At 33.2% G+C, this 20,944-nt stretch carries 19 protein-coding genes; 2 read left to right on the forward strand and 17 right to left on the reverse strand.

Going from position 1 to position 20,944, the window contains the following annotated elements; genetic code table 11:
• Positions 1 to 727: 727 nt before the first annotated feature.
• From IPO86_14670 to radA, 12 genes are all read right to left on the reverse strand, one after another.
• Complete coding sequence (locus tag IPO86_14670; GenBank protein ID MBK9729349.1) at positions 728 to 1,138, reverse strand: hypothetical protein; 411 nt, start codon at positions 1,136 to 1,138, stop codon at positions 728 to 730.
• A gap of 170 nt (positions 1,139 to 1,308) precedes the next feature.
• A complete protein-coding gene (locus IPO86_14675) occupies positions 1,309 to 1,905 on the reverse strand; it encodes a class I SAM-dependent methyltransferase (protein ID MBK9729350.1) in 597 nt (198 codons plus the stop codon).
• A gap of 238 nt (positions 1,906 to 2,143) precedes the next feature.
• Positions 2,144 to 2,584 (reverse strand): VOC family protein, encoded by a 441-nt coding sequence (locus IPO86_14680; protein ID MBK9729351.1) that lies wholly within the window; start codon positions 2,582 to 2,584, stop codon positions 2,144 to 2,146.
• A 457-nt stretch (positions 2,585 to 3,041) separates the two neighbouring features.
• Positions 3,042 to 3,545 (reverse strand): hypothetical protein, encoded by a 504-nt coding sequence (locus tag IPO86_14685; protein MBK9729352.1) that lies wholly within the window; start codon positions 3,543 to 3,545, stop codon positions 3,042 to 3,044.
• Between the two features lie 498 nt (positions 3,546 to 4,043).
• Positions 4,044 to 4,532, reverse strand: a complete 489-nt coding sequence (locus IPO86_14690) for a hypothetical protein (GenBank protein MBK9729353.1) — start codon at positions 4,530 to 4,532, stop codon at positions 4,044 to 4,046.
• Between the two features lie 267 nt (positions 4,533 to 4,799).
• The gene (locus tag IPO86_14695; protein ID MBK9729354.1) at positions 4,800 to 5,228 is read right to left on the reverse strand and encodes an SET domain-containing protein-lysine N-methyltransferase; all 429 of its coding nucleotides are present in this window, start codon (positions 5,226 to 5,228) and stop codon (positions 4,800 to 4,802) included.
• 217 nt (positions 5,229 to 5,445) lie between these two features.
• The gene (locus IPO86_14700) at positions 5,446 to 6,390 is read right to left on the reverse strand and encodes a GDP-mannose 4,6-dehydratase (protein MBK9729355.1); all 945 of its coding nucleotides are present in this window, start codon (positions 6,388 to 6,390) and stop codon (positions 5,446 to 5,448) included.
• Positions 6,391 to 6,396: 6 nt separating this feature from the next.
• Complete coding sequence (locus IPO86_14705) at positions 6,397 to 7,272, reverse strand: flippase-like domain-containing protein (GenBank protein MBK9729356.1); 876 nt, start codon at positions 7,270 to 7,272, stop codon at positions 6,397 to 6,399.
• On the reverse strand, positions 7,269 to 8,219 hold the full coding sequence (locus tag IPO86_14710; GenBank protein ID MBK9729357.1) for a glycosyltransferase family 2 protein: 951 nt from the start codon (positions 8,217 to 8,219) through the stop codon (positions 7,269 to 7,271). The genes IPO86_14705 and IPO86_14710 overlap by 4 nt, the downstream gene beginning before the upstream one ends.
• A 3-nt stretch (positions 8,220 to 8,222) precedes the next feature.
• On the reverse strand, positions 8,223 to 8,813 hold the full coding sequence (locus IPO86_14715) for a hypothetical protein (protein MBK9729358.1): 591 nt from the start codon (positions 8,811 to 8,813) through the stop codon (positions 8,223 to 8,225).
• Positions 8,806 to 9,837, reverse strand: a complete 1,032-nt coding sequence (locus IPO86_14720) for a glycosyltransferase family 39 protein (protein MBK9729359.1) — start codon at positions 9,835 to 9,837, stop codon at positions 8,806 to 8,808. The genes IPO86_14715 and IPO86_14720 overlap by 8 nt, the downstream gene beginning before the upstream one ends.
• Before the next feature lie 256 nt (positions 9,838 to 10,093).
• A complete protein-coding gene (radA, locus tag IPO86_14725) occupies positions 10,094 to 11,476 on the reverse strand; it encodes a DNA repair protein RadA (GenBank protein MBK9729360.1) in 1,383 nt (460 codons plus the stop codon).
• Positions 11,477 to 11,897: 421 nt separating this feature from the next.
• Here radA and scpB point away from each other — a divergent pair, with 421 nt between their 5' ends.
• Positions 11,898 to 12,527 carry an SMC-Scp complex subunit ScpB gene (gene scpB, locus IPO86_14730; GenBank protein ID MBK9729361.1) on the forward strand — a complete coding sequence of 210 codons (630 nt, stop codon included), beginning with the start codon at positions 11,898 to 11,900 and terminating at the stop codon, positions 12,525 to 12,527.
• Positions 12,520 to 13,038 carry a DUF2480 family protein gene (locus tag IPO86_14735; GenBank protein MBK9729362.1) on the forward strand — a complete coding sequence of 173 codons (519 nt, stop codon included), beginning with the start codon at positions 12,520 to 12,522 and terminating at the stop codon, positions 13,036 to 13,038. Before scpB ends, IPO86_14735 begins: the two co-directional genes overlap by 8 nt.
• A gap of 22 nt (positions 13,039 to 13,060) precedes the next feature.
• Here the strand turns inward: IPO86_14735 and IPO86_14740 are convergent, their stop codons facing one another.
• From IPO86_14740 to IPO86_14760, 5 genes are all read right to left on the reverse strand, one after another.
• Entirely contained in the window at positions 13,061 to 13,846 is a 786-nt protein-coding gene (locus IPO86_14740; GenBank protein ID MBK9729363.1) for a TIGR00266 family protein, read from the reverse strand.
• Between the two features lie 741 nt (positions 13,847 to 14,587).
• On the reverse strand, positions 14,588 to 16,054 hold the full coding sequence (locus IPO86_14745) for a DASS family sodium-coupled anion symporter (GenBank protein MBK9729364.1): 1,467 nt from the start codon (positions 16,052 to 16,054) through the stop codon (positions 14,588 to 14,590).
• A gap of 435 nt (positions 16,055 to 16,489) precedes the next feature.
• Positions 16,490 to 17,203: a TerC family protein gene (locus IPO86_14750; protein MBK9729365.1), complete on the reverse strand. Its 714-nt coding sequence runs from the start codon at positions 17,201 to 17,203 to the stop codon at positions 16,490 to 16,492.
• Between the two features lie 250 nt (positions 17,204 to 17,453).
• Positions 17,454 to 19,052, reverse strand: coding sequence for a DUF1501 domain-containing protein (locus tag IPO86_14755; GenBank protein MBK9729366.1), 1,599 nt, complete (start codon positions 19,050 to 19,052; stop codon positions 17,454 to 17,456).
• Between the two features lie 33 nt (positions 19,053 to 19,085).
• Positions 19,086 to 20,834, reverse strand: coding sequence for a DUF1800 family protein (locus tag IPO86_14760; GenBank protein MBK9729367.1), 1,749 nt, complete (start codon positions 20,832 to 20,834; stop codon positions 19,086 to 19,088).
• Positions 20,835 to 20,944: the final 110 nt, after the last annotated feature.

Raw genomic sequence — 20,944 nt, forward strand, 5'->3', positions numbered from 1 at the left:
TATCGAACTGTAAAACTATTGACTAAGGCACAAATCTATTCACCCAAATGTTGCTCCATTTTTTGATTACCCATGATTATACTATCTCTTAAAATATCATTGCAAATTAAAAAGCACAAAAAAGTTGATAGTTATTTGGTTATAACAGACTAAAAGTCAATTGGTTTTTCTAGTATACCCCTGAAGCGTATCAAATATTTTAGAAAAGCCTTCAATATGAAGCTACAAATTCCTTTTATCTACCAATTTAAAAAAAACAAATAAAAATTTACAAATTAACCAGCATAGCAAACACTTTTTTAAATTATTTGCAGCTGAAAATTATTGTTCATTCCAATAAGTATATGGTCAATATATGGACTACTATATAAAATCTATAAGACGCCATGCAATATGCTCAATTTGCTAATTAACAATTTTCCAAACTACTCAATTCCAGAACCCAAATTTGATATTAAAGCAGATTTTCATCAAAATCAATATACAGCTAGTATAGTAAAAAGCTTACATACCTATAAGAAATCTAGTTTCACTAAATCATCAAATAAATCACTATTGATCAGGAATCCAAAAGTTTTAATCTTTCGATAAAATTTTAAAATTAAAAATTCAGAAATCAGCGAAATAACTGCAAAAGGAAAAAAGGAGTATAAGTAGAAAAGACATGCCATCTTAAAAATGAAGAGTGCTGTTTCCTTATGACAAACTATCCCGGTTTCCTAAATTATTACTGTTTATCAGCAAATTTGCCTGCTATATAAGCCATCGGGATATAGGCAACTACCAAATCCAAAACCGTAAACCAAATAGGTGAAGGAAGCATAAAAATATTTGTAATTCCTCCAATCAAGAAAAAAACACCTATACCCATTGCATAGATCATCTTTTGACGAATGGCCATTTTCGCAGCAATAAAGGCACCTACAAAAGTTCCAAAAGCATGAGCCAAAAAAGGAAAGATAAAATGTTTTGGTTGGAATAAATGCATGGATGCTTTTAAGCCCTCCATTGTTGTAACATCAGCTCCGTCAGGAGGCGGTATAATGGAACCACTCACCATGATGAATCCCATATTTACAACACTTCCTAAAATGGCGCCGACTACTACGGCTAAAATGTTTCTTAAAATTGGATTCATAATCAATTAATTATTAGAATAAAGTTTCAAATTTAAAGCAAAGTAATAAAAATATTATATTAATCATTTACTAATAAAATAAGTAATTTTATTGTTTCTTAAATATAAACAATAAAATTAAAGAATCAAGAGTTTGTCAAGCAAAAATAAGATAAAGTTGACAACAACTATCAAGAAATTTTCTTCCACATTTTAAGTTTCTCTCCGAATAAACAATACTGAATTTCAAAACTATCTGGTACCTCTTTTAGAAAACTAAAATAAGTAACTAATTTAGTACCAATCGACATTGAATCAAGTTGCGTTTTAACATAATGCGAATACTCTAAATATAGATCTTTTCTTAATTCAATGGAAGCATCAATGCGATCCAAGGGAAAAATATTTTCAATGAAAGAATTAAAAAAATAAACTGCATCAAAGTTCTTAAAATCAATAGTATTAATATTTGAATTCGTAAAATATACGTTTGTCAAATTAAACTGCTTTGAAATTCTATTGGAAGTATTGAATAGATTCTTCCGCAGCTCGACACCATGAAAAGAAGCTTTTGTACAGGCGGCACCAATCATACAAAATTTACCAGCACCAGAACCTACATCTAATACCTTTGTATCTTTACTATCCGCAAGATAATGTGCGGCAATCTTTGCAATTTCAATTGGTGTAAAATGGAATTCAGATGCTTGCTTAATTTTTTTAGGATAAATTAAGTCAAACTCACTGTCCGATATATCTAAGTTTGATTTTAAATTTTTAAAAAGCATGCATTAAATGTTTTGATTCAAAAAAATAAAAAATCAAATTCAATTTCTGGTAATATCATGGTAATTTAATTCTTAACTTATAGATGCAATGGCATTTCTCAATTTGAAATTACCGTAGAAGTATTCAACATAAATAAAAATACAAAATAAATTAACGAAATTCAATACATCGAAATTATTAAAGTAAAAGAAACAAATTATTGCATAAATTATGGACTCCAAATTCTTAATACCGGAATTAATTATTCGGAGTTTCATCAAAACTTACCATCCAATTAATACCAAACTTGTCGGATAGCATCCCAAAATACGAACCCCAAAAAGTCTTGCTCATGGGCATGGTCGCATGGCCACCTTCAGAAAGGCCCTTATACAGTTTGTCCGCTTCTTGTGCACTTTCTGTATTTACAGAAATAGAAAAATTGTTACCATGTATAAAATTAGATGCCCAGGGTCCACCAATATCACTGCCCATAAGCATGGTTTCACTACTAATCGGTAATGAAATATGCATAATTTTTTCACCAAACTCCTCCGTCAATGGTGGCACTCCTTCTTGTGGAGGCATATCCTTAAATCTTCCAGTATATGGAAATTCTCCACCGAAAATCGATTTGTAAAAATTAAATGCTTCAAGGCAATTGCCGTTAAATGTAAGGTAAACGTTTACTATAGCCATAAAAATAAAATTTTCTTATTGTTGCAAAATGCGCTTTAATTCATTTAATGCAAGTGGAAATGCGTTCATTTTCTTCTCATATTGAGACTTCCTTAATGAAGTATTTTGATAAAAGAAGCCCAAAAATAATACCTGGTATTTGATATTTCCAGTATTTCTTATACTAAAATTATCAGGTTAATGATATATAGCAATATTCGGATACTAGGTAGTGCCAAATCATAGGTTAGACAAAACCGCTAGCTGGAAACTAACCTTCCTCAAAAAGTGTTTAACATGCACAAACTATTAGAGTGCTACACTCGTGTCTAAGGTGAAAGCAATCATCCTCTACTCACTATTTGTTACCGCTTCAAACCGAGAATTAAATGATGATAAGTCCTAGATATAGAAAATTGCAAACGAAAATCTTTGATTTGTTGGATTGAGTAAATTCAGCTTGTAACTCTGGCTCTTACTACGTATAGAGATAGGGTTCATTATGATATGCCAAAATTCTAATGTTCTCTAAAACTCTTTTCATATAAATTCTCCAGAAGGTTTTAGTAAATAACCAGTTTATTGGATACAGTAAATCAATATCAGAATGTAAAGCATAGGAATATTCGACTAATATTTTTTCCGGTTCAAGTTCTGTTGTTTTCCATTCACCTACAAATTTTGAAAACCCCAACATCCAGGACTGAAATTCACTAACTTCTATTTTCCAATATTGATTTTCAATTCGCTCAATAACTTTATCGTTAGAAGCCCAGCCTCCATTTTGAGTAAATGATTGGGCTACAAATACCTTTTTACTAAAACCGGGTTTACCCCAATTTTCATCATCTGTGCAATGCGTGACTTTTGGCATTGGTCCGTATCCAGTATGCACTTTTGAAACATCACATAACATGGGCGTCTTAAAAGCCCGCTCTAAGGAGCAATTATAAATAGTTGTAATTCTTGTTTTGGATATCATTTCTATGCCCTTTTTATTGTTTTACTTATTTCATTTAGTTTGATGAAGTTCGAAATATTGCTTCAAATTTCACTGGCATAAAACCCATCATAGAAATAAACGAATTTTTAGGTTTGACAGTATATTTTAACAATTCTTAATTTCACAATTCTCTCTTTCAATTTCTGAAATATTTACATTTTGCCAAAATTTTTGCACCCATAATGCTAACTAGACCTCATTTGTCAACCGAGTCAACAAACAAATTAACAGCATTCAACGATATAAACTAAACTCATTGTCAATAACAGCAAGCCAATTAATTGACGCTTTTATTCCCAAAACTCAAACAAATTAATAAAACGAGAAACAATAGAATTTTTTTGCTTCCATAAGTTACTTCATAGACTGAAATTCAGCATCCAACTGCAGGTCATGACTTTAAGCAAAAAAAAAATTAATGTCAAAAAGGAAAGGATGTTTTATTGTACAATTGTCTTTGAAGCTGAGTTACAATAATTAATCTTCGTCACCACCCTTCTCCATTTGTGTTGGATTACCATTTGTTGAAGAATTGATTTCAGTATGTCTAATTTGGCCACCTAAATAGCCTGTTCTGGCCACCAATCCGAAGCTAATTATAGAAACCAATAAGATTATAAATGCGATTTTTCTTGTCAATAGAGATTCCTTCAAAGTCAGATATAACCCTAAAATAGAAGAAAGTCCAAGCACAATTAATGAAATTAACGCAAACAATGCAAAATCTTCATGTTGCCCTATGGTTGTTTCGACAACACCTTGTAAATTTTCAACAGTTTCTTCTGCAGCTTCTCCAGTTAAATAGGCAATTCCAGCGCCAATGGAGGAAATAATAAAAAGATTATAAGCAGCAATTTTTGTTTGATTACTTTTTGTCCAGACTCCATGCGCCAGTACAAACCCACCTAAAATAGAACCAAAAATCGGAAGGTGAGTAATTATCAGGTGAATATGCGTTTGGTCCATATACTTCAATTTTAACAAATATCACCAGAAACCGAAGCAATAGCATGATATATATCAGTTTGAAATATGATTCATAGCAAATTGAAATGTATTAAAGTCTTCTGACGAATTGAATTCTGCCAATATATTTAACCTCAATATACTCTTTGAAACCATCTTGAATATACAAGTTCACATTATTCTTTATGTAAGTACTAAATTGTGCAAATAGTTTTCCTTGGATGATCCAGAACGATCATGATAAAAAACATGCATATAAACAATCATTCAACTATGCTTTTTCCAATATTTTTTACCATAACTACAAAATAATTCTTCACCTGCCTTTATGTTTTTAATAGCCACAATACAAACTTTATCATTATCATCTAAGGTTATAACCGCATTATTTTTAAAATTCGATTTTGATAATCCATTGGCATCATTTGCATATTTAGCAAAACACTTTGCGTTCATCGAATCCATGATACTTCCATTTAGCAAATTAATAAAGTATCTATCATTTCCGTCCTTTGCTCGTCTCCTTGCTTCAGCATCGGTTAATATTTTTCCCTTAAAAATTGCAATAATTTCATCTTTATAAATATCAATAGCAGTAAATAATCCAATCCCTGCATCCGGAATTTGAGAATGATTTGTGTACAAATATTCGGACTCCCGTGCATCAATTTTATTCTCGTTATTTGAAGTTTTCAATAGAACTTGTTTTAATAAAGGCGTCAAATTTTCCCATTTCCATGTCTAATATTTAACAACTTGAATGGATGGCCTCACATTCCATTGACTAGCATTTTCTTTAATCTTTAATCCCATTTCAATACACTATTGAAAGACCGTTTGTCCAATTCTAAAAAATGCAGGCACTAAAACAAAATTGACAATAATAATTCAATTGAATAATACTGTCAATAAGTCATTTCCGATACCAATCGACAAATTGTTTGATCCCTTGTTCAAAGCTTACTTGTGGCTTATAACCAAAATAGTCAGCCGCCTTCTGAATGGATGCATGCGTTTGATCCACATCACCTGCCTGCTTTTCAATATATTTTATAGGTATCTTTTTATCCAAAGCCACTTCTAATCCTCGCACCATGTCGACTAAACTAATTGGATTCCCATTTCCTAAATTAAAAATTTCAAACTCTAAACCGGGTTGCATAGTAATCGCTTCGATTCCTGAAACTATATCTGATACAAATGTATAATCACGCATCGTGTCTCCAATCCCATACAATTCTATTTGCTCATTTCGCATAGCCAATTCAATAAACTTATGAATAGCAAGATCGGGTCGTTGTCGAGGACCATACACTGTAAATAATCGCATACAAGCAATTTTAATTGCATGTAAATGGTGATAACTATAACATATTAATTCACCACTTCGTTTGGAGGCTGCGTATGGAGATATTGGAAAACTGACATCATCTGTTTCTTCAAATGGAGTTTTTCTCTGATTGCCATAAACTGAAGAAGAGGATGCAAAAATAAATCGCATTACCTGAAACGTCTTGCATAATTCTAACAAATTCGTTAATCCCAAAACATTCACTTCCATATAATCGTGAACCTGCAATATGGAAGGTCTGACACCAGCTTTTGCGGCTAAATGAATAATTGCCTGTATTTGATTATTTGAAAAAACTTCATAGAGCGCTTCCACATTGCGAATGTCTATCCTATATAATTTAAAATTACTTTGTGTATTTAAATATTGAATATTCTGCTCTTTAATTTCCAGACTATAAAAAGTATCAAAATTATCAATACCAATGACTTCATGTCCTTGTTTCAATAGACGTTCACATACATGTGATCCTATAAATCCAGCTGCACCAGTAACCAAAATTTTCATTGCGCACTAATTTTCTAATACTCCTCTCTTAAAACTAAAAATCATTCCAAACAAAGATACAGCAGTAGATATCAGATAAAATAAAAATCCTATGGCTACCGCTTTTTCAGATTGAAGTTCTAAATAACTTGCACCGTATAAAAATGTAAGTTCTCTTGCTCCGGCACCACCAATAGTAAATGGAACCATGGCAATCAGGGATGAAATTAAAAATAAAATTAGATATCCAGCCCATTGTGATTGTTGTCCTAAGGCAAATACCAGTGCTAATGCAGCTAAGGTTTGAGCCCCTTGCACGCCTAAAGACTGTAAACTCGTTTTCAATAATATAGATGATAAATTCTCACCAAACCATTTAAAAATTAACCATAAACCCACAAAACTCAAAATCAAACCTGGAAAACAAATATAGGAATAGCCTTGTAATTGGGGTATCCAAAGAAACATCAAAAGACAGATTTGAAGTAAAGCGAACACACCGGTAATCCGGTCTATCAGCAAGATTGAAAACAATCTCTTAAAAGGTTTATTGAAAGTATCCATCAATACTTTTATTTTATATCCATCTCCACTCACACCGCCAGGCAATAATAAATTATAATACATTCCTAACCAGTAAAAACGAAGATTCTGCTTCACTGTAAGCATTATTCCCTGGGTTTGAAGAAATCCACTAAATCGAATCGCAGAAATTAATTTTGATATTATAAACCAGCATATTGCTAATAAAATAAATCCTGGATTTGCCGTACGAATTAATTCAAATAATAATCGCTCATCAATTTTTCGTAAAATAAGTAAAACAATGGCAATCGAAACGGCTATTTTAAGACAAATTTTAAACCATCCCGGAATTCGTATTTTTGGAATTCTGACACTCATGTGTTGCGCAATCCATTTTGATAAATATGACGTACCCGATACGTTTTTTTACCCTGGGATTCATAATACGTTCGCACTTGCATTTCTGATAAAATACCAAGTACGATTAATTGCAAACCAGCCATTATTAATATGGTACCCAAAATTAATATAGGTCGACCCCAAATATCATGTCCTAATAATTTTTCACCTAATAAATAAAACATAATAGCAGAACCAAGTCCTGTCAATAATACCCCCCATCCACCAAATAGATGCATAGGCTTATGCCTGAACCGCTTCAAATATAAAATTAATAATAGATCACTAAAAACACGCATGGTTCGATTAATTCCATATTTCGAAGAGCCAAAAGTACGTGCATGATGTTTCACGGGCGTTTCATCCATTCGGGCTCCTTCAAGATCTGCTAAAACCGGAATGAAGCGATGCAATTCACCATATATTCCAAGACTTTTTGCAAGATCTGCTTTTAATATTTTTAAGGTACATCCATAATCATGAAGATGCACATCCGATGCATTTCGGATCATCCAATTTGCAATTTTACTAGGTATTTTTCGCAGCATAAAACCATCTTGCCTTTTTTGCCGAATACCAGCTAACATATCCAGGTTGCGTTCCTCTGCAATTTTCAACATTCTGGGAATATCCTCAGGATCATTTTGCAAATCACCATCCATGGTCGCTATCCAATTTCCAGTTGCATATTCTATACCTGCTGCCAAGGCAGCACTTTGACCATAATTTCTTCGAAACTCAATAATCTTTAATCGACTATTTTGTATTTGCTTTAATTTTTGCAATGTTGAATCCGTAGATCCATCATCCACAAATAATATTTCATAATCAATGTCCTGAATTGCCCGATTAATATTCTCAATTAATGGAAGAATGTTCTGTTCTTCATTATATACACAAACAACAATAGATAATTTCAGCTGCATTCTTTAATCATTTTTCATAAGTTGAATGATCTCTCCTTTTTCAAGAAGAAGTGTATCAACAATTCTTCCTTTAAAATCAGGATACAAATTTAAATCTACTAAATAAATTCCATTTTTTATTTCGGGATCTTTTGTTTTTCTAATAATTTCACTACCAAAATAGGTTGTATAAAATCTTGCCACCTGATGAATTTGGGTAGTGTCATAAATATACCACGTATTTCCTATATATTTAGTACGCATCGCCAAACAGGATTCCCGACATTTATTTTCTGAACAAGTTTGTGCTCTAATTGGCAATACGACCGCACTAAATGTTAATCGCAAAATTAAGATCCCAATTGCAAACCACAAAACCATCCTTCGCTCGTCACCCAGGAGTCCAAGAATTGCAAAAATAATAAGTATAGTGCTCGCTAACCAAATCCATAGAACCCCATCAACATATTGTATTCTAGAATCCAAAGGAAAAAATAAAATAAAATTTGCAGCAATTAAAAGAAATATTAAAAATAAAATATGAATTCGATTCCAATACCATGAATTTAATAATTTAGTTTGCTGCAAAATGTAAAACATAGTAATATTAAACATTGGTACAAACATTAAAAGATATCTTGGATAAACTTCGACTGACAACCAATATACCCGGTAAATTAGCGACCATCATCCAAAAATTAAATCGTATAAATGCTTGACTATTTACCCAAATTAAAAACTTTGGATGAAAAATAAACACAAGTAAAACCGACCATGGAAGAAAATGATACACTTGTTCAAATGGAAATGTAAACAAATGAATAAACGTTTTATACAATCCATGATGTGTAGCAGTGCGCTGCATTGATTGTTCTATTAAAACCTGAATCACCGTGTGGAGTGAAACATAATAGGCATAGCTAAAATAATACACTAAAATTGGAATGACCCCGATGAGTATACCTATTAAATGCTCCTTTGAGAAAAGTTTTAGTTTTAATTCACCGAATAAATACAAAGCCGTAACTATAGATATAGCCTGAAAAACAATTGCGGGTATTCCTTTTAACAAAAATGCTATCGAACAAAGTAAATATGAAAGAATAAATAAAGGCAGCCACTTTTCCTTCTGGCGATAATGGTAAATCACCATAAAATTCAAATACACTATGAAGGAAAAGCAAATATCAATCAAACCTAACATGCTATCCCAAACTAAAATCCTTCCACATGTAAGCATCATGAATGTCATTGATATGGCTGTCAATTGATCGAAATGCTTTCTAATAAAATAAAATATCGTCCAGGCATATAAACTTAAAAAGAAAATCGTCACCATTCTGGTAGGCCATTCTCCATAAAATCCAAATAATTCAGACATCAGGATAATAAACCAATTAAATAATGGAGGCTTATTAAAATAAGCTTCTCCATTTAAAGTAGGGACCAAATAATTTTCAGATAGGTTCATTTCGTAGGCAACTAAGCTACGGATTGCCTCATCCCCTATAAATGCAACAGCACCAAGATGTATTAAAAAAGCTGGCAAACTAATTAGCAGTGCAACCCATATAAGTTGTGCATCCGTTAAATGGGATAATTTGGAGGCTGTGGAAAACAATCGATTCTTAGTGAACATAAAATGCAAAGATGAGCATTGAATCGGAATAATAAAATTTACAAACCTGAAGAAGCAAATTACTGTTGCCACTTCGAATGTAAAAATCAAGAAGATCAAATAGCTATGTTCATTTTAAATGCATAAAAAAGCCAGCATACAAACACAAATGGACTTCATTTCTAAGCTTTTTTAATACTGAAACAACGAAAATTTGGAGCGTTTAAGATTTCATAGTTTAGCAAAATAAACTAAAATTTAACTTATCATACAACCATTATTTAGAAAATACCTTCTCATATAATTCATTCACCGTAGCTAATGGAACAATTTTAATTTTATACTTTTCAGGATCCCATCCTTTTAAATTATACTTAGACAAACAAATTGCTTTAAAGCCCAGTCTTGCAGCTTCTTGTACACGTTGTTCGATTTTAGAAACGGCGCGTATTTCACCAGATAGCCCAACTTCTCCTGCAAAACAAATTTGCCGGTGCAAGGCATTATCTTCGAGAGATGAAATCATGGCTGCAATGACTGCCAGATCCAAAGCAGGATCACTGATTTTAATACCTCCTGCAAGATTGAGAAAGACATCTTGTTGGCCAAAATAAAAACCACATCGCTTTTCTAAAACTGCCAACAGTAATGACATTCTTCTGGCATCAAAACCATTTGCAACACGCTGCGGAGTTGAATAGACAGCAGCTCCAACCAAAGCTTGTGTCTCAATCAATAATGGACGCTGACCTTCCATCGTTGCACTGATTGCCGAGCCACTTAATTTTTCTTCATGTTGCGACAATAAAAGTTCCGATGGATTTGTAATGGGACGTAAACCATTAGATTGCATTTCATAAAGACTCATTTCATCTGTTGAACCAAATCTGTTTTTTAAAGTGCGCAACATACGGTATGCATATAAGCGATCTCCTTCAAATTGGAGGACCGTATCGACCATATGCTCTAATAATTTAGGACCCGCAATGTCGCCTTCCTTATTAATATGCCCGATAATAAATACCGGAGTTTCATTTTCCTTTGCATATCTTATCAATTGGTGACTACATTCCCGAATTTGTGAAATAGTACCTGGCGCAGATTCTAATTCATCAGAAATTAAAGTCTGAACAGAATCAACAATTAGTAAGCCGGGTTTTAAACGACCAGCTTCCGCTAAAATTAAAAGGATATTCGTTTCAGCATATAAAAAACAAGAAGTTTGAGATCTTTGAATACGCTCTGCTCTTAATTTAATTTGTTGTTCACTTTCTTCCCCAGATACATACAATACCTTGTCAACATTGACAGAAAGTGCCATTTGAAGTAACAATGTTGATTTACCAATACCAGGTTGGCCTGCTAATAAAGTAACTGAACCTTTTACCAAGCCACCTCCTAAAGCACGATCTAATTCAGGATCCCCGGTGGTAATTCGCTCCATATCTTCAATATGAATATCTTCAAGACTTAAAGACATAGATTTACTGGATCCTTGTGCAAGTTCTTTCCAGGCATTTTTTGAGGATGACTTCGTTTCTTTGGTTGTAACTTCTTCTATATATGTATTCCATTCATCACAGGATGGACATTTTCCCACCCATTTTGGTGATGTTACCCCGCAGTTGGAACATACATAAATGGTTTTAAACTTACTCATAGTGTATTTTTAATCGACTCAATATAGTTTAAACACTCGAATCTGAAATATGGATTTATTGAAATCAAAGATAGCCCTTATCAAAATCTTTTAATTATAAAATAACGTAATATATAAAATGTTTATATATAATTATTTAAGCACATTTAAACATAAAAACACAGAATCCACCTGAGATCTTTTTTTATTCTATAGTCTGTAAAATTAAGGACTTTAAAAGCGGTAATAGCAAATTAGAAGAATTGATAAATTATGGTTCTCAACGGAATCCGTTCTAAATTGAATCCAAACCATATTTTCATAAACATTTCAAATGCTAAAGCTGTGGATTCGCTTCGGAACCTGGTCATAAAAATTGAATTTCAAAATTCTCTTATAACTTTTCATTCCTTTCCCTGTTATTCTATCTAATTTTGCGCTTATGAGTGCCAATCCGTATATACCTGCTGTTGAAAGTTTATTGTTTGTATCACCACAACCTATTTCGCCTGCTGATATAAAATATTGTATTGAAAATAGTCTTTCTGTAAGTTTGGGTGTCGATGAAATCGAGGATGCTATTTTTCAGATTACAGAACGCTATGGCGATGATAGTTTTGGAATTGAGCTAAAAGAAATTGCTGGAGGATACCAATTTTTATCAAAACCAGCTCATTTTCAAGTAGTTGCTGAACACATTAAGATAACGAATCGAAAAAAATTATCAAAAGCAGCAATGGAATCATTAGCAATTATTGCATATAAACAGCCTATATCGAAATCAGAAATCGAACAAATTCGCGGTGTAAATTCAGACCATTCGATTCAAAAATTAATGGAAAAAGAATTAGTCGAAATTGTTGGCAGATCAGAAGGTCCTGGAAAACCATTTTTATTAGGTACCTCCCAACGTTTTATGGAGTATTTTGGACTTAAAAATATGGCAGATCTACCAAAATTGAAAGATTTTGCAAGTATTGAAAATGAAATTGGTGAACCCGCTCCAATTGAAGAAACGGTTGCATTGGATGTTCCTACGAGTGAAACTATTCTAGAATCCGAAAATGAATAGCGAACCCATTTTAATAAATCGGGTAAACCAGAGTGGACTGGTTACCATTAAGCTGGAAGATTTCTTTCCTAACCATGAAATTAAAGAATTTGATTTAAAAGACTATCTATTTCAAGGATTAATACTCAAAGAAATGGATTTTCGAAAAGCACTAAAGGAGCATCATTGGGATCAATATCAGAATTGTTATTTAACTGTTTTTTGTTCAACCGATGCAATAATTCCTACTTGGGCATATATGCTGGTTGCAAGTCACGCAGAATCCTTTGCTTTGGATGTGGCGTATGGCAACAAAGATGAATATTTACGAAACTTTTATCGTCAAAAAATAAAATCCATAGATCCAAAAGAATACATGGATGCTAAAATAGTCATTAAAGGTTGCAGCGAAAAAGAAGTTCCAGCTTCGGCATATTTAGAAATTACCCGACTCTTAAAACCATATGCAAGCTCTATTATGTTTGGAGAACCTTGTTCTACGGTGCCTGTTTACAAGAAAGCAAAAGTCTAATGACTACTGCAGAAGTACAAAATTAATTACCATCTAATATATTTCCTAAACCTCCAAGTATACTACCTTCTTCCTTTCTTCTCATGCCTCCATATTGCATAATACGGGCAGCGAGTCGACTTATTGGCAAAGATTGTATCCAGACTTTTCCAGGTCCTCTTAGAACAGCATAAAATAGTCCTTCTCCACCGAAAACCATATTCTTAATCCCTTTAATAAATTCGATATCAAAATCAACTCTATTGGTATATGCTACGACACATCCTGTGTCTATCCGGAGTGTTTCACCAACACCTAAATTTAATTCTTTGACGAATCCCCCGGCATGAACAAAAGCCATTCCATCCCCTTCCAGTTTTTGCATAATGAAACCTTCGCCTCCAAAAATACCGGTTCCTAATTTACGTTGTAATTCAATACCTATAGATACGCCCATGGCTGCACAAAGAAATGAATCCTTTTGAGCAATTACTTTTCCATCTAATAAACTAAGATCAAGCGGGATAATTTTACCTGCATATGGAGAAGCAAAACTCACCCTTGCTTTTCCACCACCTTCATTAGTAAAGGTTGTCATAAATAAACTTTCACCCGTCAAAAGTCGCTTTCCTGCAGAAAACACTTTGCCCATAAAACCAGTTTCCTGTTGGGTTCCATCTCCAAAAATAGTTGCCATCCGAATACCGTCTTCCATCATTAGAAAGGAACCTGCCTCAGCAATCGCGGTTTCACCTGGATCTAGCTCAACTTCAACATATTGCATCTCTTCTCCGAATATCCGGTAGTCGATTTCATGATTACTTGCCATCTTTATAATTTTATGCAAAAATACTATTGATTTATAAAATTTAGGACTTGAAATATTGCCGGCAGATCAAAACCCATAAAATCCTGACAAAAAATTGAGCTACTAAAGCTTTGAATATCCATTGCTAAATAAGATTCCTATGCTCAAAATTAATTTTAAACACCCATTTAAAATCAGTGGAGTTTGGTTCTTAGTAAAATACGCAAACTTTAGTTAAATTCCTATTTTAAAGCAGCTTATCCATTAACTACTTATATATAACAGAAATAATGGTATATCATCTACCCTGCTTTTGCAAATATTTTTAAACACTGGATTTCTAAGCTTCAGATCGTTTTAGCTTTACATAGCTTTTGCCATGGATACAAAATAACCCTATCTATGGATCGAAGGGGCATCTTTGAACGGGTTGCCCCTTTTTTTTTAGATAGTAAGCAAATCTCAGGATCTGGGAGTTGATCGACCTCCGAAATCCAATTTTGATATAGGATTTATGCTTTTGAATCATTTATAGCTCGAGCCAGTAGGGTAATCTGCCTTGTTTCGTATTCCACCATTCTGAATGCAATTGAATTCTGAATTCTTGTGCTTATAAAGATCTTCATTTAATTCTTCAAGCTCAATTCTATTGATTGCCAATTGCATCAAATTTCAGTACCCTAGATGGTAAACTTTAATTCATAACAATTTAATAAAGTAGGATCCCATTTAAATAATCAATTTTTTCTTCTAATGAAATAATCAAAGTAAAAAATAGCAAAAAAGACTGATTATCAAAATGCAAACTAAATTTAAAACAAATCCAGCTTTTAACATTCGCTTTAGCGGAATTTTACCACTAGCAAATACGATAGCATTTGGTGGCGTTCCCATCGGCAACATTCCAGCACAACTTGCAGCTAGTGCCATTGGTAATCCAATCACTAAAGGAGAAATTCCCATCGCTATTGCCAAAGAACCTAAGATCGGCGCCATGACAATAACTTGTGCGATGTTACTCATTACTTCGCTCAAAAAAATTGAAATAGTTGCAACTAATAAAATTAATAAAAATCGATTATCTGGTGCATAATTTGCAATTCCTTCGCCGATTAATTTCATGACACCGGCATTTTCCATTGCTTTAGCTAATGCCAATCCTCCACCAAACATTAACAATATACCCCAGGCCATATTCTTCGTATCTCTCCAATCCAAAAGATTATTCATAACATTTGTATTTTCCTCTTCAGGATTGTTTATTCCAGGATCACCCACGTTCGATACACCAGAAGGGGTGCAAAACAGAGCTATTGCTGCTAACAAAGCAATGATTGTATCGTTAATCCTTAATCCTGAAATACCAACGATCAGATCTTTTGTCATCCAGAGTGAAGCGGTCATTAAAAAAATAATAAAAACCCTTTTTTCTGATAGCGTCCAAACACCCAATTTATTTAATTGTTCCTGAATGAATAGATCAATTTCAGGATTTGATTTAATCTGATTTGGAAAAAGAAATTTAGTAAACATAAAATAGAGACATATTAATAACAAGAGCGCCAAGGGAAAACAAATTATAAACCATTTATAAAACGAAATGGTAATCTGCATTTCATCTTGCATATACCCAACAAAAGCAGTATTTGGTGGTGTGCCAATGATCGTTGAAAGCCCTCCAATATTTGATGCATACGCAATACTTAATAAAATTGCAATGGATAAATTTTTCAATTGCGATTCACCATATTTTTGACCCATCACTTTCAATACAGAAAGTGCTATTGGAAACATCATCATAGTTGTTGCCGTATTACTAAGCCACATACTAATTAAAAATGTAGATAGCATAAAACCTAATAATATCTGATTGCCATTACTTCCTGCTTTTTTTAAAATATGAAGGGCAATTCGTTGATGCAAATTCCACTTTTCAATTGCAAGTGCTAAAAAAAAGCCTCCCATGAATAAAAAAATAATTGGATCTGCATAATTTTTTGATGTCTCCTGAATGGTTTCAATATTCCATAATGGAAATGCTACTAATGGGATGAGCGCAACAACGGGCATAGGGATCCAATCAAGTATCCACAAACTAATCATGAAAATTCCAACTGTAATAACCTTGAGGGCTTTTAATTCTAATCCGAAGGGGTTGAATAAATAAAAAACAGCAAGTAATATTCCGATTCCAAATGTAAACAAATATGATTTATGGATTTTGGTCATAAACAAATGTAATGCAATTGATGGAATTTAAATAAACGCTAAATAAAAATCAGAAAAAGTGGTACAGTTGGAAATTAAAAGATGCGTCCTGATTTATAATTTATATCTTGTTTAGGCTTGATGGTTTGAAGAACTTTTCAAAATTTAAGGACATCAAATCCTACTTTTAATCTTGACTTGAACCTTCTTTAATGCCTGAATTTGCAACTTCCAACAACAGGTAATCTTTAGGTTTTTCGTATTAAAGTATGAATCTAATTAAAAACATCAAGTATTTAGATAACGAATAAAAATTTATTAACCCAAAAAATATTATTAGTCAATCCATTTAAATTTGAATAGTAAGCTTGACAAAACTTTCAGAATGTCATTCTAATGCTTTAAAATTTGCGAGCTAAACGTCTCGTATCTAATAAAATAATATGGTGTGATTTTCTATTTCTTTCTCCTCGCTCCGATATTAATATTCACTACTTCCACTCCAACAGAAAATGCCATTGCAAAGTAAATATATGCCTTTGGGAAATGAAAATCTAAGGATTCAGCAACTAATGCAGTACCAATCATTATCAAAAAGGCTAATGCTAAAATCTTAATTGCAGGGTGTTTATGCACAAAATCGGAAATAGATTTTGACAAAAGCAACATGACAAATACAGATGCTACTACAGCAGCGATCATAACACTTAAATGGTCTACCATTCCTACTGCGGTAATCACAGAGTCCAAAGAAAAAACAATATCAATTAATACAATTTGAAAAATGACAGAGGCAAAACTTACCTTTTTTGGTAAATTCATTTCTTCATCATGTGATTCCTCGACTTTATGATGAATTTCCTTCACACTTTTGAAAATTAAAAATAATCCACCCAATAATAAGATTAAATCTCTTCCCGATATTTCTCTTTCAAAAATGGTAAAAATCGTTGCTGTCAATCCCATAATCAGAGAGATTGAAAATAATAAGGCAATTCTTGAAAACAGCGCTAAAAATATCCCCCATTTTCTTCCTTTGTCTTGTTGCTCTAGTGGCAATTTATTGGTTAGAATAGATATAAAAATAATATTGTCAATGCCCAATACAATTTCTAATGCAAGTAAGGTTAAAAAGCCAAGCCAGATATCAGGATTTGATAGAAATTCCATAAAATATGTTTGTGTATTATTAAAAGCAAGCCATAAAATTAAAAAAATGTTGAATATCGCTTGAAAATCCTTTTCAGATTAAAAAATTAATCCTCCTCCTTACATTCGCTAAATGCTAAAAAAATTGATTTCTGATTCTGAAATAGAGATTCTGTTTAATTCTTTAAAATTGCCAATGAATATTTTACTTTAAATAAAAACCCCAGCTAATAAGGCCAGGGTTTTTATAATTTATCGAAATCTATACTTCTTATCCGTTGACTTTCATCATCGGTTTTACTTGTTGCAATGTTTGATTTTGGATTCTTACATAATAAATTCCAGCTGCTGCATCCTCCAAATCACAGTCTACGTCATATTTACCAGCTTGCAAGTCCTGATCAATGAGCGTTTTAATCACAGATCCTTCATTGTTAATAATCTGAATCATCGTATGACCGCCTTTAGTTTCAAATTTTATCTTAGTGGATTGGACAAACGGATTAGGATATGCGTATACTAAGTTTTCACCCAAACGGTTATTTTCCTCATGTACAGAGGTAGGTATGCAATTGCCTGGATCAAGAATTGGTAGTTTTTGGTAGTTTTTCAATAAAATCTGATCCAAATCTGGTTGCTGTACACAGAACCAATCTGCCAATATGGAAGCGTAAACTGAACGGAAATCATATTGCATTGGAAGATTTGAATTGGCTGTTGAATTTGGATCAATAATTGGATTTTTTCCAACAACTCCACCGACCACTTTACTTCCAAAAACAAACATAGGTTGTGCAGCACCGTGATCTGTTCCGCCAGATGCATTAGATATAATTCGCCTTCCAAATTCTGAGAACGTCATCCCCGTAATTCGATCTTCAAAGCCCAACAGCTTAACATCATCCATAAAAGCTCCAATGGCATCCGAAACCCCCTTCAACAAATTGGCATGGGTTCCTATCGTATGATCGTTGGCATTTACTTGCGCTGAATGGGTATCAAAGCCACCTGTACTTACCCAGAAAATCCGGGTTTTAATCCCTCCACTTATTAATTTAGCTATAATTGCTAATTGGGTCCCTAAAGTGTAGCCTGGGTCTGCTGAAGTTTTGGGATATAAACTTGATTTATTGAGTCCTTTATCAGCTGCTCCTTTGACAGAGTCTCCAAATTTATCGGTTTGTCTTTGCACTTCTCTTACATAAGCCAATTCTTTACCCATGTAATTGCTTGTAGGGGGATCAGAAAATAAACTACCTGTAAGATTTAATGGGTCATTCGTATTCGTAATGGAAATCGCCATAGGTACTCCTTGATTTTGAAGACCCAAAACGACATTTCCACCGATTCGGATTGCCAATGGATCAGGCATTACTGAATTTGGAAATCCCACTGGATAATTTGGAAATTCATTCGCTAAATAACGGCCTGCCCATCCAGAATTTAAATACTCCGTGGATTCTGCACCAGTCATCCAAATATCTGTAGCACGAAAATGTGAATAACTGAATTTAGGATACCCAACTCCCTGGATTACACTAAGTTTTCCATTTTCATATAAATCATATAAGCGATTCATAGAAGGATGTAAACCCGTTGCATTATTTGTACCTGCTAATTTTAAAACCTTGTCTTCTGGCAATAAAACATTTTGCCGAATACTTGCTTTTGATAAAGAACTATATTGATCCAATGGAATTACCATGTTTAGACCATCATTTCCACCATTGAGTTGCACAATTATCAAGACTCGATCTGTATCAGTAAGGGATGAAGTCAATGCAGATAATAGAGGATTATTTCCATATGCTGTTACTGTCATTCCACCGACAGCAACGGGAACAGTTTGTATAAAGGATCTTCTTTTCATATATTTTGAATTAAAGGAGATTAAGAATTAAGATTAACACAGATGATATTCTGCAGATGATAATAGATAGGTAAATAAATCCGTAAGCATAGCAGGTACTCGTTTCGCTTCTGGATCTGAAGTACCGGGATTTAATAAATAAACTTCCCATGCATCTGTCCAATAATAATCTGTACTTTGACCCAACAATAAATAATTGGTCTTTAAAGCATCCTTAACAGCTTGTGAAACAGGTGCCCCTAACATTAATTCGGTGGCTTCTGCAATTAATGCATTTGGATCTGAAGGATTTTCAAATTTCTTGACGAATTCTATAAAATTAATTTTTGTAATAAAACCATAGGAAGGACTATTTGCACCATCATAGGTATTGTTTTTATTTAAAGCAAAATTTGACTTTGCAATTGCAGTATAGGATCCTTGCCTTACAGGATAAGTTGCCGTATCTACCCAAATTTCATGAAATGAAGGCGTTTGATAATATGCAGGCCATCCAGCTACATTCGGTGGATCATTGATATCTTGTCCGGCATTAAAACAATAAGTTCTAATGATGTTCCACATATAATACTGAGCTTCAAGCTGACTGGCATTTGGTAGTGGAAATTCAAATTGACGAACCATCCCAACATTAAAATCAATTGGACTTTTAATCATACATCCACGATGTTCAGTTTTGAAGAAAAAATCTGAATTAAACAATGCGCGAATAACATATTTCATTTGATCTTTGTCATTTATATATTGTCTGAATATTGCAGATAATGGCTCAATCACTTCAGACTCAATTTCCGGTGTAATTTCATAGTACACAAAATAATTCCATAATCGTCTGCATATATATTTTGAGACTTCTTCAGTAGCAAAAATCATTTCTATCATTGTATCGACTTCCACAAAAGCCCGTTTCTCGTCAATCGTTAGAAATGGAGATGGATCTGTAATTGTCATATCCGGAGCAATACTTGTATTGCCATAAAATGCTGAAAATGTTTTAACATCTATATCATGATTTGCTTTATTAAACGCTGGTCTAGAAATCACATTGGTGTCTACTCCATTTACCTTTTCCCGATAAATCACATACCATCCTGTCATAACTCGGGCAGCTGCTTTAACATCGTCTTCCGTATATGCAGATCCAGGACCTTTGCCTACGCAAAATAACTCTTGCAATTCCCGTCCAAAATTTTCATCTGGGGCTTTTTTAGTATTTCTTTCACCATTTAAATAGCGCAACATGCCTGCATCAAAAGTGATATCCTTTATTAATTGCTTATAATTGCCAAATGCGTGTTTTCGGTATAAGCTTTGGGTATTATACATGGTATTGGCATTTTCAATGACAGCATCTTCTGTAACCAATAAATTTTGATAGAACAAAACCATTTTTTCATAAACATTTTGGCTTTGATGAATTTGTAAACCTGTCCACCATTGCTTTAAACTATTTCTGCGATTATTGTTTGAACTGGCGAGGAAATTTGTTTGAACTGGTTTAGCAATCCAGGTATCCCCCCATTTAACCACCGTTTCAATTACCCCATTATTATTAATTTTATCGAGCGTATCTTTTGTAGGGTCTATATTGTTATAATATGCTCTTACTGGTGGATCTGGTAATTTAGGAGTTGTCGGTATGAGTATATCAAGTACTTCATTAAGACTTTTATTCTTAAAATAATTAAGATCTGGTTTACTGACTCCAAATAAGGTCCTCCTCAGCAGGTGTAATAATTCGGGTTTACCGAATGACCCAGAATACGGTTTTAAGCTTCCCATTTTTTTTGATTTTGTGTAAATGTAAGAATCTATTAACAATCAATTTAAGAATAAATACGAAGTTTTTGGAAAAGTAGTTGCCTTCCTAAATATCTGAATTTTTATGATAC

Source organism: Saprospiraceae bacterium, assembly GCA_016717265.1.
GTDB lineage: Bacteria > Bacteroidota > Bacteroidia > Chitinophagales > Saprospiraceae > Vicinibacter.